19 protein-coding genes and 1 pseudogene are annotated in these 20,681 nt (G+C 70.3%); 7 read left to right on the forward strand and 13 right to left on the reverse strand.

All coding sequences use genetic code 11. The features are described 5' to 3' along the window. The 3 genes and pseudogenes from RS85_RS18925 to RS85_RS04510 form a co-directional block, all read right to left on the reverse strand. Positions 1–343, reverse strand: a pseudogene (locus tag RS85_RS18925) (hypothetical protein); the annotation flags it as partial. Positions 344–345: 2 nt separating this feature from the next. Further along, positions 346–1,317, reverse strand: a complete 972-nt coding sequence (locus tag RS85_RS04505) for an electron transfer flavoprotein subunit alpha/FixB family protein (protein WP_046012244.1) — start codon at positions 1,315–1,317, stop codon at positions 346–348. A 1-nt stretch (position 1,318) separates the two neighbouring features. Beyond that, positions 1,319–2,095: an electron transfer flavoprotein subunit beta/FixA family protein gene (locus RS85_RS04510; RefSeq protein WP_046012245.1), complete on the reverse strand. Its 777-nt coding sequence runs from the start codon at positions 2,093–2,095 to the stop codon at positions 1,319–1,321. Positions 2,096–2,235: 140 nt separating this feature from the next. On the opposite strand from RS85_RS04510, the gene RS85_RS04515 reads away from it, so the two are divergent. Genes RS85_RS04515 through RS85_RS04525 form a run of 3 tightly spaced genes read left to right on the forward strand, consistent with a single transcriptional unit; the run spans position 2,236 to position 3,684 of the window. Continuing rightward, positions 2,236–2,772: a MarR family winged helix-turn-helix transcriptional regulator gene (locus tag RS85_RS04515; protein WP_046012246.1), complete on the forward strand. Its 537-nt coding sequence runs from the start codon at positions 2,236–2,238 to the stop codon at positions 2,770–2,772. Position 2,773: 1 nt separating this feature from the next. Beyond that, positions 2,774–3,244: an SRPBCC family protein gene (locus tag RS85_RS04520; RefSeq protein ID WP_046012247.1), complete on the forward strand. Its 471-nt coding sequence runs from the start codon at positions 2,774–2,776 to the stop codon at positions 3,242–3,244. After that, positions 3,241–3,684, forward strand: a complete 444-nt coding sequence (locus RS85_RS04525) for a YdeI/OmpD-associated family protein (protein ID WP_046012248.1) — start codon at positions 3,241–3,243, stop codon at positions 3,682–3,684. Before RS85_RS04520 ends, RS85_RS04525 begins: the two co-directional genes overlap by 4 nt. 109 nt (positions 3,685–3,793) lie before the next feature. On the opposite strand, the gene RS85_RS04530 is transcribed toward RS85_RS04525, so the two are convergent. The 4 genes from RS85_RS04530 to RS85_RS04545 all read right to left on the reverse strand — a co-directional run bounded on the left by RS85_RS04530 (position 3,794) and on the right by RS85_RS04545 (position 8,425). Beyond that, complete coding sequence (locus tag RS85_RS04530; protein WP_046012249.1) at positions 3,794–4,570, reverse strand: enoyl-CoA hydratase-related protein; 777 nt, start codon at positions 4,568–4,570, stop codon at positions 3,794–3,796. A gap of 149 nt (positions 4,571–4,719) precedes the next feature. Beyond that, positions 4,720–5,631 carry a 3-hydroxyisobutyrate dehydrogenase gene (gene mmsB, locus RS85_RS04535; RefSeq protein ID WP_046012250.1) on the reverse strand — a complete coding sequence of 304 codons (912 nt, stop codon included), beginning with the start codon at positions 5,629–5,631 and terminating at the stop codon, positions 4,720–4,722. Next, positions 5,628–6,833, reverse strand: coding sequence for an acyl-CoA dehydrogenase family protein (locus RS85_RS04540; protein WP_046012251.1), 1,206 nt, complete (start codon positions 6,831–6,833; stop codon positions 5,628–5,630). Before RS85_RS04540 ends, mmsB begins: the two co-directional genes overlap by 4 nt. Positions 6,834–6,925: 92 nt before the next feature. Beyond that, entirely contained in the window at positions 6,926–8,425 is a 1,500-nt protein-coding gene (locus RS85_RS04545) for a CoA-acylating methylmalonate-semialdehyde dehydrogenase (protein ID WP_046012252.1), read from the reverse strand. 407 nt (positions 8,426–8,832) lie between these two features. Here RS85_RS04545 and RS85_RS04550 point away from each other — a divergent pair, with 407 nt between their 5' ends. Together RS85_RS04550 and RS85_RS04555 are read left to right on the forward strand one after the other, a co-directional pair. Next, entirely contained in the window at positions 8,833–9,822 is a 990-nt protein-coding gene (locus RS85_RS04550) for a hypothetical protein (RefSeq protein WP_052703398.1), read from the forward strand. Positions 9,823–9,988: 166 nt separating this feature from the next. Then, entirely contained in the window at positions 9,989–10,573 is a 585-nt protein-coding gene (locus tag RS85_RS04555) for an antibiotic biosynthesis monooxygenase (protein ID WP_046012253.1), read from the forward strand. 18 nt (positions 10,574–10,591) lie between these two features. Here RS85_RS04555 and RS85_RS04560 read toward each other — a convergent pair whose 3' ends face one another. Further along, on the reverse strand, positions 10,592–11,740 hold the full coding sequence (locus RS85_RS04560; RefSeq protein WP_046012344.1) for an ROK family transcriptional regulator: 1,149 nt from the start codon (positions 11,738–11,740) through the stop codon (positions 10,592–10,594). Positions 11,741–11,895: 155 nt separating this feature from the next. On the opposite strand from RS85_RS04560, the gene xylA reads away from it, so the two are divergent. Together xylA and xylB are read left to right on the forward strand one after the other, a co-directional pair. Further along, positions 11,896–13,086, forward strand: a complete 1,191-nt coding sequence (gene xylA / locus RS85_RS04565; protein ID WP_046012254.1) for a xylose isomerase — start codon at positions 11,896–11,898, stop codon at positions 13,084–13,086. Positions 13,087–13,093: 7 nt separating this feature from the next. After that, the gene (gene xylB, locus RS85_RS04570) at positions 13,094–14,398 is read left to right on the forward strand and encodes a xylulokinase (protein WP_046012255.1); all 1,305 of its coding nucleotides are present in this window, start codon (positions 13,094–13,096) and stop codon (positions 14,396–14,398) included. A 107-nt stretch (positions 14,399–14,505) separates the two neighbouring features. Here the strand turns inward: xylB and RS85_RS04575 are convergent, their stop codons facing one another. The 5 genes from RS85_RS04575 to RS85_RS04595 all read right to left on the reverse strand — a co-directional run bounded on the left by RS85_RS04575 (position 14,506) and on the right by RS85_RS04595 (position 20,663). Beyond that, positions 14,506–15,498, reverse strand: a complete 993-nt coding sequence (locus RS85_RS04575) for an aldose 1-epimerase family protein (protein ID WP_442921923.1) — start codon at positions 15,496–15,498, stop codon at positions 14,506–14,508. Continuing rightward, entirely contained in the window at positions 15,495–17,009 is a 1,515-nt protein-coding gene (gene araA, locus RS85_RS04580; protein WP_046012257.1) for an L-arabinose isomerase, read from the reverse strand. Before araA ends, RS85_RS04575 begins: the two co-directional genes overlap by 4 nt. Before the next feature lie 79 nt (positions 17,010–17,088). Next, positions 17,089–18,699, reverse strand: coding sequence for a xylulokinase (locus RS85_RS04585; protein WP_046012258.1), 1,611 nt, complete (start codon positions 18,697–18,699; stop codon positions 17,089–17,091). Next, positions 18,696–19,415, reverse strand: a complete 720-nt coding sequence (locus RS85_RS04590; protein ID WP_046012259.1) for an L-ribulose-5-phosphate 4-epimerase — start codon at positions 19,413–19,415, stop codon at positions 18,696–18,698. Before RS85_RS04590 ends, RS85_RS04585 begins: the two co-directional genes overlap by 4 nt. Before the next feature lie 237 nt (positions 19,416–19,652). Further along, complete coding sequence (locus RS85_RS04595; RefSeq protein WP_046012345.1) at positions 19,653–20,663, reverse strand: LacI family DNA-binding transcriptional regulator; 1,011 nt, start codon at positions 20,661–20,663, stop codon at positions 19,653–19,655. Positions 20,664–20,681 lie beyond the last annotated feature (18 nt).

The following is a 20,681-nucleotide window of genomic DNA, read 5'->3' on the forward strand; positions in this document are numbered from 1 at the left end:
GGGCGGCGGGGAGGGCGGCGGGAGGCCACGGTTCTCCCCCGGCGACGCGAGGCAGACCACGTCGGATTGCGGATGCCGCGCCCACCGGTGCCGGGACGGTCACGCCCTGCGCGCGCCCAGCGTCGGCGACAACGCCGTGGGCCACGGCATCCGCTCCCCGCACGGCATCCGCTTCCGCCGCGGCATCCGCCACGGCCTCCGGAACACCCTTCGGTTCCACATCGGGAGCCGCGTCCTCGACCACACCCCCGGCATCCGCGGGCGGCCAGGCCTCGCCCCCGGGCACACGCGGGAGACCGCGTCGCAGCTTGTTGGGTCCCTGAGCCTGCCGAAGGGCCGCCATGGCTACTTCTTCCGCGCCTCGAGGGCGGCGATCACCTGGGGCACGACCGTGAACAGGTCGCCGACGATGCCGAAGTCCGCGACGTCGAAGATCGGCGCGTCGCCGTCCTTGTTGATCGCGACGATGTTCTTCGCCGTCTGCATGCCGGCGCGGTGCTGGATCGCGCCGGATATGCCGAGAGCGACATACAGCTGTGGCGAAACCGATACACCGGTCTGCCCGACCTGATACGACTGCGGGATGTAGCCGGCATCCACCGCCGCCCGCGAGGCTCCGACGGCCGCCCCGAGGGCGTCGGCGAGCTCTTCGACAAGAACGAACTTCTCCTTCGAGGCCAGGCCACGGCCGCCCGAGACGACCTTGGTCGCCCCACGGAGATCGGGTCGGGACGACGCCACCTCGGCGGCCTCGACAGGACCGGCCGTCGCCGCGACCGCACCGGATGCCGTCACGGCGAGCGCCTCGACCGACGGCTGCGCCACTGCCTCGGCCCGCGCGTCGACCGCACCCTGGCGGAGGGTCACCACGAGCGCACCGAAGGTGGCCGCCGCGTCGACGAGGTACGAACCGCCGTAGACGGAGTGATGCGCGATGATGCCCTCGTCGTCGCGGGAGACTCCCACCGCGTCGACCGCGAGGGCGCTCTTCGTGCGCACAGCGAAACGACCGGCGACGTCGCGGCCCGAGATCGAGTTCGAGATGAGCACGGCATCCGGCTGCACCTGGGCGAACGCCGTCTGCAGCGCGTCGACGATCGGCACCGAGAGCGCGCCGGCATCCCCGTCGGCTGTCAGCACGACGGAGGCGCCCGCCGCAGCCGCAGTATCGACCGCCGCCTGCGAGCCGCCGACCACCAGCGTGACGGGTGAACCGATCGTCGAGGCCGCGCCGATCAGCGCCGCCGTGCTGGTCGCGGCATCGCCCGACGGGGTGACATCGACGAGGACGAGAATGGGGTTCTCGGGATACGACATCTCACACCAGCCTGTTCTGCACGAGGAATTCGACGAGCTTCTCGGCGGCATCACCCTCGTCGGTGATCTTCACGCCCGCAGCCCGCGCGGGCTTCTCCGACACCGCGGTCATGATCGTGCGCGGAGCCGTCGCCGGGTCAGCCGACACATCGAGGTCGGCGAGGGAGAGCACCTCGAGCGGCTTCTTCTTCGCCGCCATGATGCCCTTGAAGTTCGGGAACCGGGCATCCGGGAGTGCCTCGGTGATCGAGATCACGGCGGGGAGAGGCGCGGACACCTGCTGCCCGCCGGCATCCGCTGCTCGCGTGCCCGAGACGCCGTCGGCCGTGATCTCGACGCTGCTGAGCGCGGTCGCCTGTGCGAATCCGAGGTGCTCGGCGAGCATCGCGGGGATCACGCCGCCGGAGCCGTCGGTCGACAGGTTTCCGGTGATCACCAGGTCGGGGGCACCGCGACGGATCGCGGCGGCGAGCACCTCGGCCGTGAGACCGAGATCCGCACCGGCCAGCTCCTCGTCCGCGATGTGCACGGCGGAGCCGGCCCCGATCGCGAGCGCCCGCCGAACGGATGCCGTCGACCCTGCCGGAGCCATGGAGAGGGCGACCACCTCGGTGCCCTCGTTCTTGTCGGCGAAGCTCAGCGCGACCTCGAGAGCACGCTCGGTGATCTCGTCGAGCACGACGTCTCCCGCCGCACGATCGGCGAGCCCCGTCTCGAGATTCAGCTTGCGATCGCCATAGGTGTCTGGCACCTCTTTGACCAGGACGAAGATCTTCATCGATTGCTCCTCACGACTGCTGCAATTCTAGACCGCGATACTGAGTCCCAGTTGTTCTGCGACTCCGACTCAGCGACTCCCGCGGCGTCTGCATCGCGCGCCGCGACGACGCCCCGGCATCCCGCCGGTACCGTAGGGACGTGGCTCAACCCCGACCGCTCCCCGTTGATCCGCTCGCCGAGGCGAAGCGGCAGTGGCTCGCGCACGGATGGACGGATGCCGCCGACGGCATGACCGTCGTCACCTCGGTCATGCGGGCACAGCAGCTGCTGCTCGCGCGGGTCGACGCCACCCTCAAGCCCTTCGCCCTGACCTTCGCCCGCTACGAGATGCTGCGGCTTCTGGCATTCAGCCGGACCGGCCGTCTGCCCCTGTCGAGCGTGGTCGCGCGACTGCAGGTGCATGCGACGACCGTGACGAGCACCGCCGAACGTCTCGTGCGCGACGGCCTGATCCTGCGCGAGCCGCACCCCTACGACGGACGTGCCGCGCTCCTCGCCCTGACGGATGCCGGGCGCGACCTCGTCGAGAGGGCGACCGAAGCCTTGAACGCCGATGTCTTCGCGCAGCCGGGACTCAGCCGCGGCGACGCCGCCGAACTCGTCGCGATCGTGGCGCGCATGCGCAAGGATGCCGGCGACTTCACGGACCCTCGTCCGCAACCTGAAGCGCTCTGACATGGCGAGGTTCGTGATCGAGACGATCGCCGCCGCTCCCCCGACCGTGGTGTTCGACGTCTCGCTCGATCCGACGCTCCACCTGCGGTCGATGGCACGATACGGCGAGACGATGGTCGAGGCGCCGGCGGGCGGCGTGTTCACGGAAGGCTCGACCGTGACGTGGAGGGCGCGCCACTTCGGCATCCGCTTCCGCCTGAGGTCCGTCGTGTTCGACATCGACCCGCCCCACGGCTTCTCGGATCGGCAGCTGGCCGGTCCGTTCGCCGCCTTCCTGCACGAGCACCGGTTCGAGGAGCATGCGGTCGCCACTCTCATGCACGACACCGTGACGTTCCGGTCTCCGTTCGGGCCGCTCGGGCGGTTCGTCGACGCGGTGTTCCTGCGGGCGTACATGCGTCGGCTCATCGCAGACCGCAACCGGATCGTCGCCGCCGAAGCGGAAGCCCGCGGGCGTACCCTGTCGGCATGAGCGAACTGAGACTGCACACCGTTCTCGCCGGCCGCGGCCCCGCCGGGGCGATCCAGCTCACCGACGAGCAGGTCGCCTCCTTCGGCGCGGGCAAGTCGTTCCCCGTGCTGGTCACGATCGACGGGCGCACTGCGCGCCTCCGGGTGGCACGGATGGGCGGCCAGAACCTGATCGGCTTCAGCAAGGCCGTCCGCACCGAGATGGGTCTCGACCTCGACCAGGAGGTCGATGCGGTCATCCGGGTGGATGCCGCCGAGCGCACGGTCGACGTGCCAGACGAGCTCGCCGCCGCACTGGATGCCGATCCGGCCGTGCGCGCGGCCTTCGACGCTCTCAGCTACTCCACTCGCAAGGAGCATGCCCGGACCGTCGCCGAGGCGAAGCAGGACGCGACCCGCGAACGTCGGATCGCGAAGATCGTCGACGGGCTTCGCGGGTAACCGTCCACAATTCAGCAAGATCATCGCGTTGCCGGCGTATCGGGGTCTCCTGACGCCCCCCGGCGAAATTCTTGCTGAATTGTGAACCATGTTCGGCCCGGACCGCCGACTAGCGATTCTCGAATCGCGGGGCGCGCTTCTCCCGGAAGGCCGACATGCCCTCGGTCTGGTCGGCCGTGTCGAACAGCGCCGCGAACGCCTGCTTCTCGTGCGCGAGGCCGTCGGTGAGAGACGTCTCCATCGCAGCATCCAGGGCGGCTTTGGCGGCATAGACCGACGGCAGCGACTTCGCGGCGATCGTCTCGGCCAGCTTCTCGGTCTCGGCCAGGAGATCGGATGCCGGCACGACGCGCGACACGAGACCCGAGCGCTCGGCCTCCTCAGCGCCCATAAAGCGGCCGGACAGCACGAGCTCCGCTGCCTTGTAGTAGCCGACCGCACGGATCAGGCGCTGCGTGCCACCCATGCCGGGGATGACCCCGAGGTTGATCTCGGGCTGGCCGAACTTCGCCGTGTCGGCGGCGAGGATGATGTCGCACATCATCGCCAACTCGCATCCGCCGCCGAGGGCGAAGCCGGAGACCGCCGCGATGACCGGGGTGCGCACCGCCGCGAACTCGTGCCAGACACCGAAGTGATCGGTCTCGAGCATCTCCGCCGCCGACATGCCCTCCATCTCCTTGATGTCGGCCCCGGCGGCGAACGCCTTCTCCGAGCCGGTCACGACGATCGCCCCGACTCCCTCGTCCTGGTCGAAGGCGACGGCGGCAGCGGTGACCTCTTCGGCGAGACGGCTGTTGAGCGCGTTGAGCGCCTCCGGGCGGTTCAGGGTGATCCATCCGACCCGACCGCGCTGCTCCACCAGGATCGTCTCGTACTCGGTCATGTCGCCCTCTCCGTCGTGGTGCTTCTCAGTATGTCGCGGCGTGGAGGCGTTTCGTCTCGGTCGCTGCGCTCCCTCGCTCAACGACCGGGGTGTCGGTCGCTGCGCTCCCTCGCTCAACGACCGGGGTGTCGGTCGCTGCGCTCCCTCGCTCAACGACGGGAGTCGGAGTCGCGGATGTCGGTGATGATGCCGGAGAAGTCGCGATGCGCGCCTTCGCCCGCAGCGAACGACGCGTAGATCTGCTGCGCCAGCCGGCCCATCTGCGCGTCGGTCGACGTCTGCTCGATCGCCTGCAGCGCGAGACCGAGGTCCTTCGCCATGAGCGCTCCCGCGAAACCGGGCTGGTAGTCGCGGTTGGCCGGGCTCGTCGGCACGGGACCGGGAACCGGGCAGTTCGTCGTGATCGACCAGCACTGCCCGGAGGCCCGCGACACCACGTCGAACAGCGTCTGATGCTCGAGTCCCAGCCGCTCCCCCAGCACGAACGCCTCGGCCACGGCGATCTGCGACACCGCGAGGACCATGTTGTTGCAGACCTTCGCCGCCTGGCCGAGGCCCGGGCCACCGCAGTGCACGATCCGCTTGCCCATGACCTCGAGCAGCGGCAGCGCGGAGGTGAAATCCTCATCGGACCCGCCGACCATGAAGGCCAGCGTGCCGTTCTCGGCTCCGACGACGCCGCCCGATACCGGGGCGTCGACGTTGCGGTGCCCCGCGGCGAGCGCGAGCGCGTGGGCGGCTCGCGCCTCGTCGACGGCGATCGTGGACGACTCGATGAACAGGGTGCCCGGGCGGGCGGCGGCGAGCAACTCGGTGCGGTACGCGTCGATCACGTGCTTCCCGGCGGGGAACATCGTGATGACGACATCCGCGTCGGCGACGGCATCCGCCCCGCTCTCGGCGACGGCGATGCCGGCGGCGCGCGCCGCCTCGATCGCTGCAGGCACCAGATCGAAGCCGTGCACCTCGTGCCCGGCGGCGGCGAGGTTCTTCGCCATCGGCAGGCCCATGTGACCCAGGCCGAGGAAGGCGACGACCGCGGAGGAAGTTGACGTGCTCATGATGCGCTCCGTGCCTGGTCTCCGCCGCTGCGCTGGAGGGTCGCCGACCCCGCGGGCCTCAGCATCTCCCGCCCGACGATCAGGCGCATGATCTCGTTCGTCCCTTCCAGGATCTGGTGCACGCGCAGGTCGCGGACGACCCGCTCGATCCCGTAGTCCTGCAGGTAGCCGTAGCCGCCGTGCAGCTGCAGCGCGCGGTTCGCGACGTCGAAGCCGGCATCCGTCGCGAAGCGCTTGGCCATCGCGCAGCGCATGGTCGCGTCGGGGGCCCGCTCGTCGACCGCCTGCGCACCGTCGCGCACCATCAGGCGAGCGGCCTGCAGATCGGTGCGCATGTCGGCGATCGCGAACATGATCGACTGCTTCTCGGCCAGCGGCTCGCCGAAGGCCACCCGCTCGTGCACGTACTGCACCGCGCGGTCGAGCGCCCACTGCGCCCCGCCGAGCGAGCAGGCGGCGATGTTCAACCGACCGCCATTCAGGGCCGACATCGCGATTCCGAAGCCCTTGCCATCGTCACCCAGACGAGCGGATGCCGGAACGCGCAGTCCATCGAAGATGACCTGACGCGTGGGCTGGGCGTGCCAGCCCATCTTCTTCTCCGGCGCTCCGAAGCTCAGTCCCTCGGCGTCGCCGGGCACGAGGAAGGCGCTGATGCCGCGGGCCCCCGGCTCTCCCGTGCGCGCCATCACGACGTAGACAGCGGCCTCTCCGGCACCGGAGATGAACTGCTTCACGCCCGTGAGCACGTACTCGTCGCCGTCGCGCGCAGCACTCGCGGCGATGTTCGCGGCATCCGATCCTGCACCCGGCTCGGTGAGGCAGTAGCCGCCGAACTCCTGCATGGCGGTCAGCTGCGGCAGCCATCTTCCCCGCTGCGTGTCGTCGCCGTAGGTGTCGATCATCCAGACGACCATGTTGTGGATCGAGATGTACGCGGCGACCGCCGGGTCGCCCTTGGCGAGTTCCTCGAAGATCGCGACAGTGTCGGCGCGGCTCAGCCCCGAGCCGCCGAACTCCTCGCTCACGTAGATGCCGCCGAGGCCGAGCTCGCCCGCCTTGTTCAGCGATTCGCGCGGGAAGATGTGCTTCTCGTCGCGCTCGGCGGCGAAGGGCGCGAGCTCGGTGTCGGAGAACTCGCGGACCGCGTCGAGGATGGCCTCGCGCTCTTCGGCGGTGGTGGTGACGGTGGTCATTGTCATCGTGGTTCCTCTGGTGCGTTTCGTCTCGCGGAGACCGGTGCTGAGCGAGCGAAGGAAGTCGAAGTGTCGCTCAACGACCGGAGAAGGGTGGATCAGTGCATGGTGGGGATGACGAAGCTGGCGCCGTCCTTGATCCCCGACGGCCAACGGCTCGTCACCGTCTTGGTCTTCGTGTAGAAGCGGAACGCGTCGGTGCCGTGCTGGTTCAGGTCGCCGAAGCCGCTGCGCTTCCAGCCGCCGAACGTGTAGTACGCGATCGGCACCGGGATCGGCACGTTCACGCCGACCATCCCGACCTCGACGCGGGCGGCGAAGTCGCGCGCGGCATCCCCGTCACGGGTGAAGATCGCGACGCCGTTGCCGTACTCGTGCTCGGATGCCATCCGCAGGGCTTCCTCGTAGTCAGCCGCGCGGGCGATGACGAGCACCGGGCCGAAGATCTCTTCCCGGTAGATCGCCATGTCGGTCGTGACGTGATCGAAGAGGGTCGGCCCGAGGTAGAAGCCCTCCTCGAACCCTTCCACGGAGAAGCCGCGGCCGTCGGCGAGGAGCGTGGCTCCCTCGTCGACTCCCTGCTGGATGTAGCCCTCCACGCGCTCGACGGCGGCACGCGTGACGAGCGGTCCGTAGTCGACGTCCGCCGAGAGCGACGGCCCGATCCGCAGTCGCGCGATGCGCTCGAGGAGCTTCGCGGCCAGGGCGTCGGCGGTCTCCTGGCCGACCGGAACGGCGACCGAGATCGCCATGCAGCGCTCCCCCGCCGAACCGTAGCCCGCGCCGATCAGGGCGTCGACGGCCTGGTCGAGGTCGGCATCCGGCATCACGATCATGTGGTTCTTGGCACCGCCGAAGCACTGCGCGCGCTTGCCGTGGGCGGCAGCCGTCGCGTAGATGTACTCCGCGATCGGGGTTGATCCCACGAAGCCGACGGCGCGGATGCGGTCGTCGGTCAATAGCGTGTCAACCGCCTCCTTGTCGCCGTGCACGACGTTCAGCACGCCGGCGGGGAGCCCCGCCTCGAGGAACAGCTCGGCGATGCGCACCGGCACCGAGGGGTCGCGCTCACTGGGCTTGAGCACCACGGCGTTGCCGGCGGCGAGCGCGGGGCCCGCCTTCCAGAGCGGGATCATGGCGGGGAAGTTGAACGGCGTGATCGCGGCGACGACCCCGAGCGGCTGGCGCATCGAGTACACGTCGATGCCGGTGCCGGCACCCGTGGAGTACTCGCCCTTGAGCAGATGCGGGGCACCGGCCGCGAACTCGATGACTTCGAGGCCGCGCTGGATGTCGCCCTTCGCATCGTCGACGGTCTTGCCGTGCTCGCTGGCGAGGAGCTCGGCGAGCGACTGCATCTCCCGCTGCGCGAGGTCGAGGAAGCGCAGCAGCACGCGGGCCCGCTTCTGCGGGTTCGTGGCGCCCCAGGCCACCTGTGCAGCCTCGGCATTCGCGATCACGGTGCGCACCTCCTCGGCGGATGCGAGCGGCACCCGGGCCTGCACGGCGCCGGAACTCGGATCGAACACGTCGGCGAAGCGGCCCGAGTCGGGAGTGAGAAGCGATCCGCCCACGAAGTGCGGGATAGTGCGAGTCATTGTGTGACGTCCCTCCGTGCCGTCGTTGGCACATTGAGAGTTTACTCCGGCATCCGAAGATTTACTAGGACGTCCTTGTAAAGAAGGTTCTCACCGCGTTCACCGGCCGGACACCTGCGTCGATTACAACTGCAGATGCGCGGGCACAGGGACTCAGACCGGATCGGGTAGTCACGACATCGCGCACGGTGAGCACTCTCGCTCCCGGCGCGGCGCCCACGCCGCGAGACCCCCGCCGAATCGGGTCGGCGGGGGTCCTCTCTTTTCGCGGGGCGGCAACGCCCCAGCTTTCGAATCGCGCAAATGGTCGATGTTCGGCGCCATCTTCGGCCACTTGCGCGATTCGAAAACCGGATGGCTGTGGAGAACTCGATCCGTCGTCCCGCGCGGCGTGGCACCGTGTCTGGATGAAGCGATCAGACCTCCCCGATGGCTTGGAACCCACATTCTCGACCGGTATCGCTCGGCTGCACGGCGTCAGCCGCACACGTCTGCGAGCTGGCGACCTGACCGCGCCGTTCCACGGTGTCCGCACGCGGGTGGACGTCGACGCGCCCGACGCCGCCGCACCGCCTGACGCGGAGACGGACCCGTACGAGCGGCAACGCGCGGCTCGCGTCGCGCATGCCCGCATCTACAACGCTCGTCTCCACACCGGCCACTTCTTCAGCCACCAGACCGCTGCCTCGATCTGGGGAGGGCCCCTCCCCCTCGAGTTCGATGAGCGCGGGAAGGTCGCCGCTGATCACGACCTCGACCTCCACGTGAGCGCGCTCGGCGGCATCCCCTTCCCGCGCGCGGCAGGGATCATCGGCCACCGCACTCTCGCCAGTCTCACGTCGTTGCGCGTCGCGGGTGATCTGCGTGTCTCCTCACCTGCCACGACGTGGGTTTCGCTGGGCACTCTTCCGCTGTTCGACCTGATCGCACTCGGCGACTACTTCTGCCGGTGCTGGCGGGTCGGCCATGGACGGCCGGACGCCGGCCGCCCACCGTTGGCAACGATCGAGCACCTTCGGCAGGCGCTCGAAGCAGGACGTCGACGCGGCGCGAAGCGACTCCGCACGGCGCTCGAGGCGGTCCGAGAGGATTCGTGGTCGCCTCGAGAGACGCGGGTGCGTTGCCTGCTCGTCGGAGCGGGTCTTCCGGAGCCTGCGCTCAACGTCGATGTCTACGCACCCTCAGGACGGTTCATCGGATGCGTCGACATGGCGTATGCGGACCAGAAGGTGGCGATCGAGTACCTCGGGATGCTGCATAGCCACCGGTGGGCTCAAGACGTCGAGCGTCTGGCCGCTCTGCGCGCTGCGGGGTGGACGGTGATCGAGGTGAGTGCGCCTCTACTTCAGCGCCCGGCGGAGCTGGTCAGCCGTGTGCGTCGCGCTCTGGCTGCCTAGTCCCCAGCTTTCGAATCGCGCAAGTGGTCGGTCGCGGCGGCTGAGATCGGCCAGTTGCGCGATTCGAAAGCCCGCAACCCGAAATAGAATCGTCGATGCGCCCGGACCCCGGCGCGACCGCTTCGGCAGCCCGCGATCCGGGCTCCCCGTCTTCGAGGACCGCACCATGTCCGAACCCATCACCGTGTCCATCCGCCGCGAGGTCGATCCCGAGCGCATCACCGAGGCCACCGTCTGGGTGCAGACCGGGGTGAACCTCGCCACGAAGTACCCCGGCTTCCTCGGCTCCGGGTGGGTGCGCGCCGGCGAGGAGTCGCAGGTCTGGCACATGCTCTACCGCTTCGCGAACGAGGACTCCCTGGTCTCGTGGGAGAAGTCACCGGAACGCGAGTGGTGGCTCTCGATGGGCGAGGGCTTCATCCGCAGCGAGCGCTCGAAGCGCCGCTCCGGGATCGAGGGCTGGTTTGACGAGCCGACCACCGGCACCATCACCCTGCCCACCGCCGAGGGCGGCACCACGACCGTCGCCGTCGTCGCCGCGCCTCCGCGCTGGAAGCAGGCGGTCTCGATCTGGCTCGGCTTCTTCCCGGTGAACGTGGCGTTCGCCTATGCGGCGAGCCCGTTCCCGGGCTGGGACGCCCTGCCGATCTGGCTGCGCGTGCTCGCCACGACCGTCGTACTCACCCCGATCATGACGTACTGGGTGCTGCCGTTCGTGACGCGCTCGCTGCGCACCTGGCTCGCGCGCTGAGAATCTCGCGGGTGACGCTCAGATCACGCCGACGGACGTGAACGCGAGCTCGGCCGCGCCGAGCAGCAGGCGGTCGGCGGCGAGGGATGCCGGCAGGATGCGGAGTCCTTCCGCGTTCTCGGCCATCGCCGCGGCCGCCACGGCCTCGGCGAAGCCCTCGGCATCCAGCTCCTCGAGCTGCGCGAGGAACCCGCCGAGCACCACGACCGAGGGGTTGAGGATGTTGACGGCATCCGCGATGGCCTGGGCGAGCAGCATCCGCTGGCGCACGCACTCCTCGCGGACCGGACCGGCGTCGGATGCCGCGGCGAGAGCCTCCGCGAGCATCTCGTCGTCGGCGGTCGTGAGCCCGAGCACGGCCAGAAGCCTGGTCCGACTGACCTCGTCCTCGAGCACGGCGGCGCCGTCGACATCCACCCGATTCTGACCGAACTCCCCCGCGTAGCCGCCGACTCCGCCGACCGGCCGGCCATGCACGATGATCCCGCCGCCGATGCCGGAGGGTCCGCCGTTGAGGTAGACGACGTCGTCGGCACCCCGGGCTGCGCCGAACAGGTGCTCGGCGAGCGCGCCGAGACTCGCGTCGTTGCCGACGGCGACAGGGAGGCCCGTCGCCTCGGCGATCAGGGCGCTCACGGGCGCGTCGGTCCAGCCGAGGTGCGGCGCATTGCGCACGAGCCCATCGGCCGCCCGCACGAGACCGGGCACCGCGACACCCGCAGCGACGAGCCGGGATCCGTCGAGCGGGCCGAGCCGCCAGCGGTCCACGACCTCGGCGACGAGAGCGGCGACAGCCTCCGCCGTGAGGAGCGATGCGGATTCGATGCGCTCGCGGACCGCGATCGTCCGTGCCAGGTCGATCGCGGCGATCTCGACCGCATCCACCTCGGGGTTCACGGCGATCACGACGGTCGTCGGCGACGCCGCCACGACCGGAGACGGACGCCCGACGCGACCGACCGGGTCGGGCTCGCGCTCGACGACCCAGCCCTCGCCCACCAGTTCGGCGACCAGGTCCGCGATGGTCGAACGGTTCAGTCCGGTCGCGGTGGTCAGTTGCGCGCGGGACTGCGCTCCCCCCAGATGGACGAGCCTCAGGACGCGAGCGAGGTTGCGCGCGCGCACGCCGTCGGCGGATTCCTTGGGCGCAGCGGTTCCGCTGAGCACCGTCGAAGTGTCCGTCACATCGTCCTCGCATTCGGTTCGGCGTCTCAGTCTAGGAGGCTGGACTTCCGCTCCTCCAGGTTATATGTTGTTGCTCACAACATTTCTGTACCTCTACTTTCTGCCGCATCGCTGTCGGCACCATGCGAAGGAGCATCATGAGCCTCACCCCGACCCGCGACGACAAGTTCTCGTTCGGCCTCTGGACCATCGGCTACAACGGCACCGACCCGTTCGGCGGCCCCACCCGCCCGGCGCTCGACGTCGTGCACGCCGTCGAGAAGCTCGCCGAGCTCGGCGCCTACGGCCTCACCTTCCACGACGACGATCTGTTCGCGTTCGGATCGACGGATGCCGAGCGCCAGACGCAGATCGACCGCCTGAAGGGCGCGCTCGCCGACACCGGCCTCATCGTGCCGATGGTCACCACCAACCTGTTCAGCGCCCCTGTGTTCAAGGACGGCGGCTTCACCTCGAACGACCGTGACGTGCGCCGCTTCGCGCTGCGCAAGGTCTTCCGCCAGCTCGACCTCGGCGCCGAGCTCGGCGCCAAGACCTTCGTGATGTGGGGCGGACGCGAGGGCGCCGAGTACGACTCCGCGAAGGACGTCCGCGCGGCCCTCGAGCGCTACCGCGAGGCCGTCAACCTGCTCGGCGACTACGTGACGGACAAGGGCTACGACATCCGCTTCGCGATCGAACCGAAGCCGAACGAGCCCCGCGGCGACATCCTGCTGCCGACGCTCGGCCACGCGATCGCGTTCATCGACTCGCTCGAGCGCCCCGAACTCGTCGGCGTGAACCCCGAGGTCGGCCACGAGCAGATGGCGGGTCTCAACTTCACGGCCGGCATCGCCCAGGCGCTGTTCCACCGCAAGCTCTTCCACATCGACCTCAACGGCCAGCGCGGCATCAAGTACGACCAGGATCTCGTCTTCGGTCACGGCGACCTGCACAATGCCTTCTCGCTGGTCGACCTGCTCGAGAACGGCGGCCCGAACGGCGTTCCGGCCTACGAGGGTCCGCGCCACTTCGACTACAAGCCGAGCCGCACCGAAGACGAGAAGGGTGTCTGGGACTCCGCTGCCGCCAACATGCGCACCTACCTGCTGCTGAAGGAGCGGGCCGCGGCCTTCCGCGCCGACCCCGAGGTGCAGGAGGCGCTGGCCGCCGCCAAGGTCGCCGACCTCTCGACCCCCACGCTCAACCCGGGCGAGAGCTACGACGACTTCCTCGCCGACCGCAGCGCCTACGAGGACTTCGACGCCGACGCCTACTTGGGCGGCCACGGCTTCGGCTTCGTGCGGCTGCAGCAGCTCGCCACCGAGCACCTGCTCGGCGCCCGCTGATCCGCTGATGGCCCTGGTTCTCGGCGTCGACTCGTCGACGCAGTCGTGCAAGGTCATCGTGGCGGATGCCACGACCGGCGCGGTCGTCCGGACCGGTCGCGCCTCCCATCCCGACGGCACCGCGGTCGCCCCCGACGCCTGGTGGAGTGCGCTGCAGACGGCCATCGCTGACGCGGGCGGACTCGACGACATCGAGGCCTGGGCCATCGGCGGCCAGCAGCACGGCATGGTCGCGCTCGACTCGTCGGGCGCGGTCATCCGCGATGCGCTGCTGTGGAACGACACGCGATCGGCGGATGCCGCGGCAGACCTCGTCGCCGAGTTCGGAGCGCAGGAGCTCGCCGATCGCACCGGCGTCGTGCCCGTGGCATCCTTCACGATCTCGAAGGTGCGCTGGCTGCGCGACGCCGAACCCGAGAACGCGGCGCGGGTGGCGGCGATCGCCCTGCCGCACGACTGGCTGACCTGGCGTCTGCGAGGGTACGGCCCCGAAGGTGCGTCACCGCTCGGGCCGGTGCTCGAGGAACTCGTCACGGACCGCTCGGACGCCTCGGGCACGGGGTACTGGAATCCCGCGAGCGGCGAGTACGACCGCGAACTGTTCGTCGCCGCTCTCGGGCACGACGCGGTGCTGCCGCGGGTGCTCGGCGCCGCCGAGTCGGTGACGGATGCCGCGGGCCGGCTGGTGGCGCCCGGCGCCGGTGACAACGCCGCGGCAGCCCTCGGCCTCGGCGCAGGGCCCGGCGACGTCGTCGTGTCGATCGGCACCAGCGGCACGGTCTTCGCGGTGAGCGAGACTCCGTCGACCGACGCCTCGGGAATCATCGCGGGCTTCGCGTCGGCGGACGGCCACTTCCTCCCGCTGGTCTGCACGCTCAATGCGGCGCGGGTGCTCGACGTGACGGCATCCCTTCTCGGCGTCGATCACGAGGAGCTCAGCCGTCTGGCCCTCGCCGCGCCCTCGGGTGCCGCGGGGCTCGCGCTCGTCCCCTACTTCGAGGGTGAGCGCACGCCGAACCTGCCCGACGCGACCGCGACGCTCAGCGGCATGACGCTCGCCTCGACGACGCGCGAGAACCTCGCGCGGGCCGCGGTCGAGGGGATGCTGTCCGGCCTCGGCGCCGGCCTCGATGCCCTGCGCGAGGCGGGAGTGCCGCTGCGGCGCGCGCTGCTGATCGGCGGCGGCGCGCAGTCGGAGGCCGTGCGGGCCATCGCCCCCGAGGTGCTCGGCATCCCGGTCGAGGTGCCGGCATCCGAGGAGTACGTCGCGCTCGGCGCTGCCCGCCAGGCGGCATCCGTCCTCATCGGCTGACGGTTCCGGTCGCAGTTGCTGCCGTCTCTCCCGGTTCCGGTCGCAGTAGCTGCCGTCTCGCGACGCGCGGGACGGCAGCAACTGCGACCAGAGGGGCGCGCTGCCGGCTACACCGCCCGGATGCGCCAGCTCGCGACGTGCGACGCCCCGGGCTCGAGAGTCACGAGATCGACACCGGAGTTGAAGGCATCCGGCGGGCAGGTCATCGGCTCGACCGCCAAGCCGATCCGACTCGTCGACGGCTCGGCCGGGGTGTCGGCCGTGTGCACCTGCACCCAGGGGCACCGCTCGTCGAACGAGATGGCCACCCCGGTGCCGTCGGCTGCCGTCACTCTCACCTCGGCGATGCCGTCGGTACGATCGAGACCCGTGAAGGCGTGGTCGATGAAGACGTCGTCGATGCGGCGAGCCGTGCGGAAATCCCACTCCGGATGCTGCGACACCGGCTCGACCGCGACCGGGCTGAGCCGATCGGGTGTGACGGTCAGGACCTCGGATGCCGGGAGCAGGAGAGTCCACGCGTTGACGCGTTTCGTCACTTCGACTCGCTGCGCTCGCTCAGTACGGCGCTCGTCGCTGCGTTCCTTGCTCAACGACCGGGCGCCCGCCACGAGATAGGGGTGCGGGCCGGTGCCCCAGGGCGCAGCATCCGCTCCGATGTTGTTCGCCGTGACGGTCTGCTGCAGGCCGTCGGCGTCGAGACGGTACTCGACCTCGACCTCGACACGGAACGGGTAGCCGGTCTGCGGCTCGATCACGGCGGCGAGCACGATGCGGTCGTCGAGCACCAGGCGGTCGGCGAACTCCGTCCAGGCGAGCAGGCCGTGCAGCGCCTGGCCGCGCTCCGGCTCGGTCAGCGGCAGCTGGTACTCGACGCCGGCGAAGCGGTAGGTCCCGTCGACGATGCGGTTCGGCCAGGGCGCAAGCGTCGCGCCGCGGTACGCCGGACGCACCTCATCCGCCTCGAACGGCACGACCAGATCGCGGCCGTCGAAGGTCAGCGACCGCAGCGTGGCGCCGACGCTCGCGATCGCCGCCTCGTACCCGTGGGCGGCGATCCGCAGCTGGCGGCCGGAGCGGGCCTCGACGACCACGCTCAGAGTCCCTGCGCGAGGCGGTGGTAGGCCTGGTTCCAGCGCACCCGCATCTGGAACTCCGGCAGCGTCGTGCTGTCGTCGATCACGAGCAGCTCGACCTCGGCCATCTCGGCGAAGTCACGGAACGCCTCGATGCCGACCGCAGTCGACATGACGGTGTGGTGCGCGGCACCGGCGGTGAGCCAGGCAGCGGCGCTCGTGTTGAAGTCGGGCTGCGGCTTCCAGACCGCGCGGCCGACCGGGAGCTTCGGCAGCGACGCCCGCGGCGGCACGTTCTCGACGACGTTCGCGGTCAGGCGGAAACGGTCGCGCATGTCGCTCAGCGCGACGACGACAGCGGGTCCGGGGTCGGCCGTGAAGACCAGGCGCACGGGGTCGTCCTTGCCGCCGATGCCGAGCGGATGGATCTCGAGCGTGGGCTTCGCGGTGGTGAGGGACGGCGAGACCTCGAGCATGTGCGCGCCGAGGATGAGCTCGTCGCCCGGGGTCATGTCGTACGTGTAGTCCTCCATGAGGCTCGCACCGCCGGGGAGGCCGGCGCCCATGACGTTCGCGATGCGCACGAGGATCGCCGTCTTCCAGTCGCCCTCGGCGCCGAAGCCGTAGCCCTCGGCCATCAGGCGCTGCACCGCGAGGCCCGGCAGCTGCTTCAGCGCGCCGAGGTCCTCGAACGACGTGGTGAAGGCGCCGAAGCCGCCCTCCTCGAGGAACGATCGCAGCCCGAGCTCGATCGCCGCGCCGTCGCGCAGGGACTGGTGGCGGTCGCCGCCCTTCCGGAGCTCCGGGACGACCTCGTACAGCTCCTCGTACTCGGCGACGAGCGCGTCGATGTCGGAATCGGATGCCGCAGCCACGGCATCCGCCAGATCGTTCACGCCCCAGGTGTTCACCTGCACGCCGAAGCGCAGCTCGGCCTCGGTCTTGTCGCCCTCGGTCACGGCGACGAAGCGCATGTTGTCGCCGAACCGGGCGAGCTTGAGGTCGCGCGATGCCGCGAGGCCCGCGGCCGCACGCTGCCAGATGCCGAGCTCGCGGCGCACCCGCGGGTCGGACGCGTGCCCGACGATGGTCTTGCGCGGCACGCCGAGACGCGTCTGGATGTACCCGAACTCGCGGTCGCCGTGCGCGGCCTGGTTGAGGTTCATGAAGTCGAAGTCGATGTCGGCCCAGGGCAGCTCGACGTTCGCCTGTGTGTGCAGGTGCGCGAGAGGCTTGCGCAGCGCGTCGAGGCCCGCGATCCACATCTTCGCCGGGCTGAACGTGTGCATCCAGGCGACGAGTCCGATCACGCGGTCGTCGGCGTTGGCCTCGAGGGCGGTGCGCTTGATGGCCGCGGCATCCGTCAGGACGGGCTTCCAGACGATCTTCACGGGCACGTCGGACGACTCGTCGAGCAGCCGGGCGATCTCCTGCGACTGGTCGGCGACCTGCGCGAGGGTCTCGGGGCCGTACAGATGCTGGCTGCCGGTGAGGAACCAGACCTCGTAGCCGTCGAGCGAGGTGGTGAGGGCCATGGGTGTGCCTTTCGAAGAGATCGGTCGTTGAGCGAGGAGCGAAGCGACGAGACGAAACGTGGTGCGGCGTTTCGTCTCGCTACGCTCGCTCAACGAACGGGAGGATGGGGAGAGATGCGACGGCGGCGGCCTCGACGGCCAGCCCCGCCCGGTAGCGGTCGAGGTAGGAGGCGAAGCCGGCGACATCGGCCGCGTCCGGTTCGACGAGCGAGACGGATGCCGTGGCGAACACCTGCTCGTCAAGATACGTGCCGAGATCGGACGAGTCGGCGTGCGCGAGGTACGAGGCGAGCACCGCGATGCCCCACGCTCCGCCCTCCGACGCCAGTTCGCCGACCGCGACGGGCGCCGCGAGCGCCCCGGCGAGGAACCGCTGCGCGACCCCGGCCGTGCGGAACATGCCACCATGCGCGAACATCCGGTCGAGTTCGACGCCCTCGGTCGCGAGCACCTGCATGCCGAGCGCGAGCGTGCCGAACACGCCGTAGAGCTGGGAGCGCAGGAAGTTCGCAAGCGTGAAGGCGCTGTCCGGCGTGCGGACGAACAGCGGACGCCCGGCATCGAGTCCGGCGATCGGCTCGCCGGCCAGGTGGTTGTACGCCAGGAGGCCACCGGCATCCGGCTCTCCGTCGAGCGCCTCGCGGAACAGCACCTCGAACACGGTGTCGTCGTCGAGAGGCTGCCCGGCTGCCGCCGAGAACCGCGTGAAGAGGCCGGCCCAGGCGGCGAGCTCACTCGCGCCGTTGTTGCAGTGCACCATCGCGACGGCATCACCCGCAGGAGTCGTCACGAGGTCGAGCTCGTGGTGCGCCTCGGTCAGCGGTCGCTCGAGCACGACCATCGCGAAGATGCTGGTGCCCGCACTCACGTTTCCGGTGCGCGGGGCGACCGAGTTCGTCGCGACCATGCCGGTCCCGGCATCCCCCTCGGGCGGGCAGAGCGGGATGCCGGGCTGCAGGGTTCCGCTCGGGTCGAGGAGTGCAGCACCGCTGTGGGTCAGCGCGCCGGCTGCTGCCCCGGCCGACAGCACGGTCGGGAAGAGGTCTTCGACCGGAGCGGGCAGGCGGTCGCCGACGAGGTCGCGGTAGGCGTGCAGCATCCGCTCGTCGTATCCGCCGGTCGCCGAGTCGATCGGGAACATGCCGGAGGCGTCGCCCACCCCGAGCACCCGCTCGCCTGTGAGCCGCTCGTGCACGTAGCCTGCGAGGGTGTTGACGCTCGCGAGCCGCGCGACGTGCGGCTCATCGTCGAGCACGGCCTGGTGCAGGTGTGCGATCGACCAGCGCAGCGGGATGTTCACGCCGAATGTCTCGCTGAGCTCTGCGGATGCCGCGCCGGTGTTGGTGTTGCGCCAGGTGCGGAAGGGGACGAGCAGTTCGCCCTCGGCGTCGAGCGCGAGGTACCCGTGCATCATGGCCGAGACGCCGATCGCGCCGAAGGCGGTGGGGCGGATGCCGTGGCGGCGCTCGGCATCCGCGACGAGGTCGGCGTAGGCCGCCTGGAGTCCTGCCCAGACCTCGTCGAGCGCGTAGGTCCAGAGGCCGTCTTCGAGGCGGTTCTCCCAGGCGAAGGATCCGGTCGCGAGCACGTGAGAGGCGTCGGGGCCGATCAGGCACGCCTTGATGCGCGTCGAGCCCAGCTCGATGCCGAGGCTGGTGCGGCCGTCGCGGATGTCATCGGTGGCGGTCATCGGCGGGTGTCCTGACTCTGGCCGTACACGTTCTGATAGCGGTCGAAGAGACTGTCGATCGCCTGCTGCGGGATCGGGATGAGGGGGCCGGCCTCGCGGGCGAGGTGCACGGTGCGGGCGACGTCTTCGACCATGACGGCGGCCTTCACGGCATCCTTCGCGTCCGTGCCGATCGTGAACGGTCCGTGGTTCTGCATCAGGACCGCCCGGGAGCGGTGACCGCTCAGCGTCTCGACGATGCCGCGGCCGATCGAGTCGTCGCCGATGATCGCGAAGGGCCCGACCGGGATCGGGCCGCCGAACTCATCGGCCATGGCCGTGATCACGCAGGGGATCTCCTCGCCGCGCGCGGCCCAGGCGACGGCATAGGTCGAGTGGGTGTGCACGACGCCGCCGACCTCGGGCATGTTCCGGTAGACGTAGGCGTGCGCGGCGGTGTCGCTCGACGGGGAGCGGTCGCTGCCGGGTGTGCCGGGGATCACGGTGCCGTCGAGGTCGCAGAGGATCATGTTCTCGGGAGCGAGATCGTCGTAGCTCACGCCGCTGGGCTTGATCACGAACAGGTCGGCGCCGGGGACGCGACCGGAGACGTTGCCGCCGGTCCAGACGACGAGGCCGTAGCGCACCAGTTCGCCGTGGAGGCGGGCGACGTCGGCGCGGACGGAGGCGATGGCGGCGTCGACCTCGGGGCCGAACGTGGGGGCTTCGTTGCTCACAGGTACCTCAGGGTCGCATCCGGCCGCTGTGACCGGTCACAGCAGTGTGTCATGGGGGCGGCTGAGGCGTCAAGAGGGCAAGGCGCGGCAGTCGGCCGTTCACAATTCAGCAAAAGTTTCGCGGCGGCCGACGGGGTTCGCGGAATCACGCGAGCGAACATGCGGCCCGCCCGAGTTCTGGCTGAATTGTGAGCGAGCTGTCGGCCGGACCGGAGGGTGATGCGCCGCAGCCGAGGGTCAGCGCGGCGGCGCGACCGAATCCCGGGCGACCAGTACCGGAGCGACCGGGGCGAGCTCGGCAGCCTTGACCTCGGCCCCTCCGACCGCTGCGGCGACCGCGCGGCGCGCGAGCTCGTCGAAGTCCTGCCGCACGGTCGTGAGCTTCGGCCAGTAGAACGCGGCATCCGGGATGTCGTCGAAGCCGACCACGCTGAGGTCGCCGGGAACCGAGAGACCCGCTTCGTGCAGGCCGCCGAGCAGCCCGAGCGCCATCTGGTCGTTCGCCGCGAAGACCGCGGTGACGCCCGAGCGGCGCACCGCGTCGGCGGCGGCGTATCCCGATCCCGCCGTCCAGTCACCCGCGATCACTGGCCCGGGCTCCAGCCCTCGCGCGGCGAGCTCCGCGGCGAAACCCTCGGCGCGCGACTCCGCCTCGAGCCAATCCGACGGGCCGGCGAGGTGAGCGATGCGCGTGTGTCCCGCGTCGGCGAGCGCCGCGACGGCCAGCCGAGCACCGGCGGCCTGGTCGACCGAGAGACCCCGCGCGCCGCGACCCGCGGAGTGCAGCGTGACCACCGGCACCCCGATGCGCAGGTCGTCGAGCACGGCGAGGGTGCGGGCATGCGGAGCGACCACGACGATCCCCTCGACGCCCTGCGCCACCAGGTGATCCACGGCCGACACGACCGCGTCGGCATCGCCGGCATCCGCGAAGGCCGCGCTCACCCAGTACCCGGCGCCGCGCGCCGAGGCCTCGAGCGCGGCGATGCTGCGCGACGGCCCGTACTGCAGGGCGTCGGAGGCGAGCACCCCGAGCGTGCGCGAGCGCCGAGTCCCCAGCGCGCGGGCGGCATTGTTCATGCGGTAGCCGAGCTCGCCCATCGCTGCGCGCACCCGCTCGAGGGTCTCCGGCGCGACGTCGGGGTGATCGTTCAGCACGCGCGACACCGTCTGACGAGACACCCCCGCGAGGGCGGCGACATCCCGCACGCCGACCGTGCGTCCTGGGGTGCTGCTCGACTCACTCACGCCGATGAGTGTACGACG

Source organism: Microbacterium sp. SA39 (assembly GCF_000967865.1).
GTDB lineage: Bacteria > Actinomycetota > Actinomycetes > Actinomycetales > Microbacteriaceae > Microbacterium.

Excerpts from the sequence above, each read along its gene's own strand:
- RS85_RS04505 (WP_046012244.1), bottom strand. The coding sequence starts at position 1,317 with ATGTCGTATCCCGAGAACCCCATTCTCGTCCTCGTCGATGTCACCCCG.
- RS85_RS04525 (WP_046012248.1), top strand. The coding sequence starts at position 3,241 with ATGAGCGAACTGAGACTGCACACCGTTCTCGCCGGCCGCGGCCCCGCC.
- RS85_RS04545 (WP_046012252.1), bottom strand. The coding sequence starts at position 8,425 with ATGACTCGCACTATCCCGCACTTCGTGGGCGGATCGCTTCTCACTCCC.
- RS85_RS04555 (WP_046012253.1), top strand. The coding sequence starts at position 9,989 with ATGTCCGAACCCATCACCGTGTCCATCCGCCGCGAGGTCGATCCCGAG.
- RS85_RS04520 (WP_046012247.1), top strand. The coding sequence starts at position 2,774 with ATGGCGAGGTTCGTGATCGAGACGATCGCCGCCGCTCCCCCGACCGTG.
- mmsB (WP_046012250.1), bottom strand. The coding sequence starts at position 5,631 with ATGAGCACGTCAACTTCCTCCGCGGTCGTCGCCTTCCTCGGCCTGGGT.
- RS85_RS04585 (WP_046012258.1), bottom strand. The coding sequence starts at position 18,699 with ATGACCGCCACCGATGACATCCGCGACGGCCGCACCAGCCTCGGCATC.
- RS85_RS04530 (WP_046012249.1), bottom strand. The coding sequence starts at position 4,570 with ATGACCGAGTACGAGACGATCCTGGTGGAGCAGCGCGGTCGGGTCGGA.
- RS85_RS04540 (WP_046012251.1), bottom strand. The coding sequence starts at position 6,833 with ATGACAATGACCACCGTCACCACCACCGCCGAAGAGCGCGAGGCCATC.
- RS85_RS04550 (WP_052703398.1), top strand. The coding sequence starts at position 8,833 with ATGAAGCGATCAGACCTCCCCGATGGCTTGGAACCCACATTCTCGACC.
- xylB (WP_046012255.1), top strand. The coding sequence starts at position 13,094 with ATGGCCCTGGTTCTCGGCGTCGACTCGTCGACGCAGTCGTGCAAGGTC.
- RS85_RS04510 (WP_046012245.1), bottom strand. The coding sequence starts at position 2,095 with ATGAAGATCTTCGTCCTGGTCAAAGAGGTGCCAGACACCTATGGCGAT.
- araA (WP_046012257.1), bottom strand. The coding sequence starts at position 17,009 with ATGGCCCTCACCACCTCGCTCGACGGCTACGAGGTCTGGTTCCTCACC.
- xylA (WP_046012254.1), top strand. The coding sequence starts at position 11,896 with ATGAGCCTCACCCCGACCCGCGACGACAAGTTCTCGTTCGGCCTCTGG.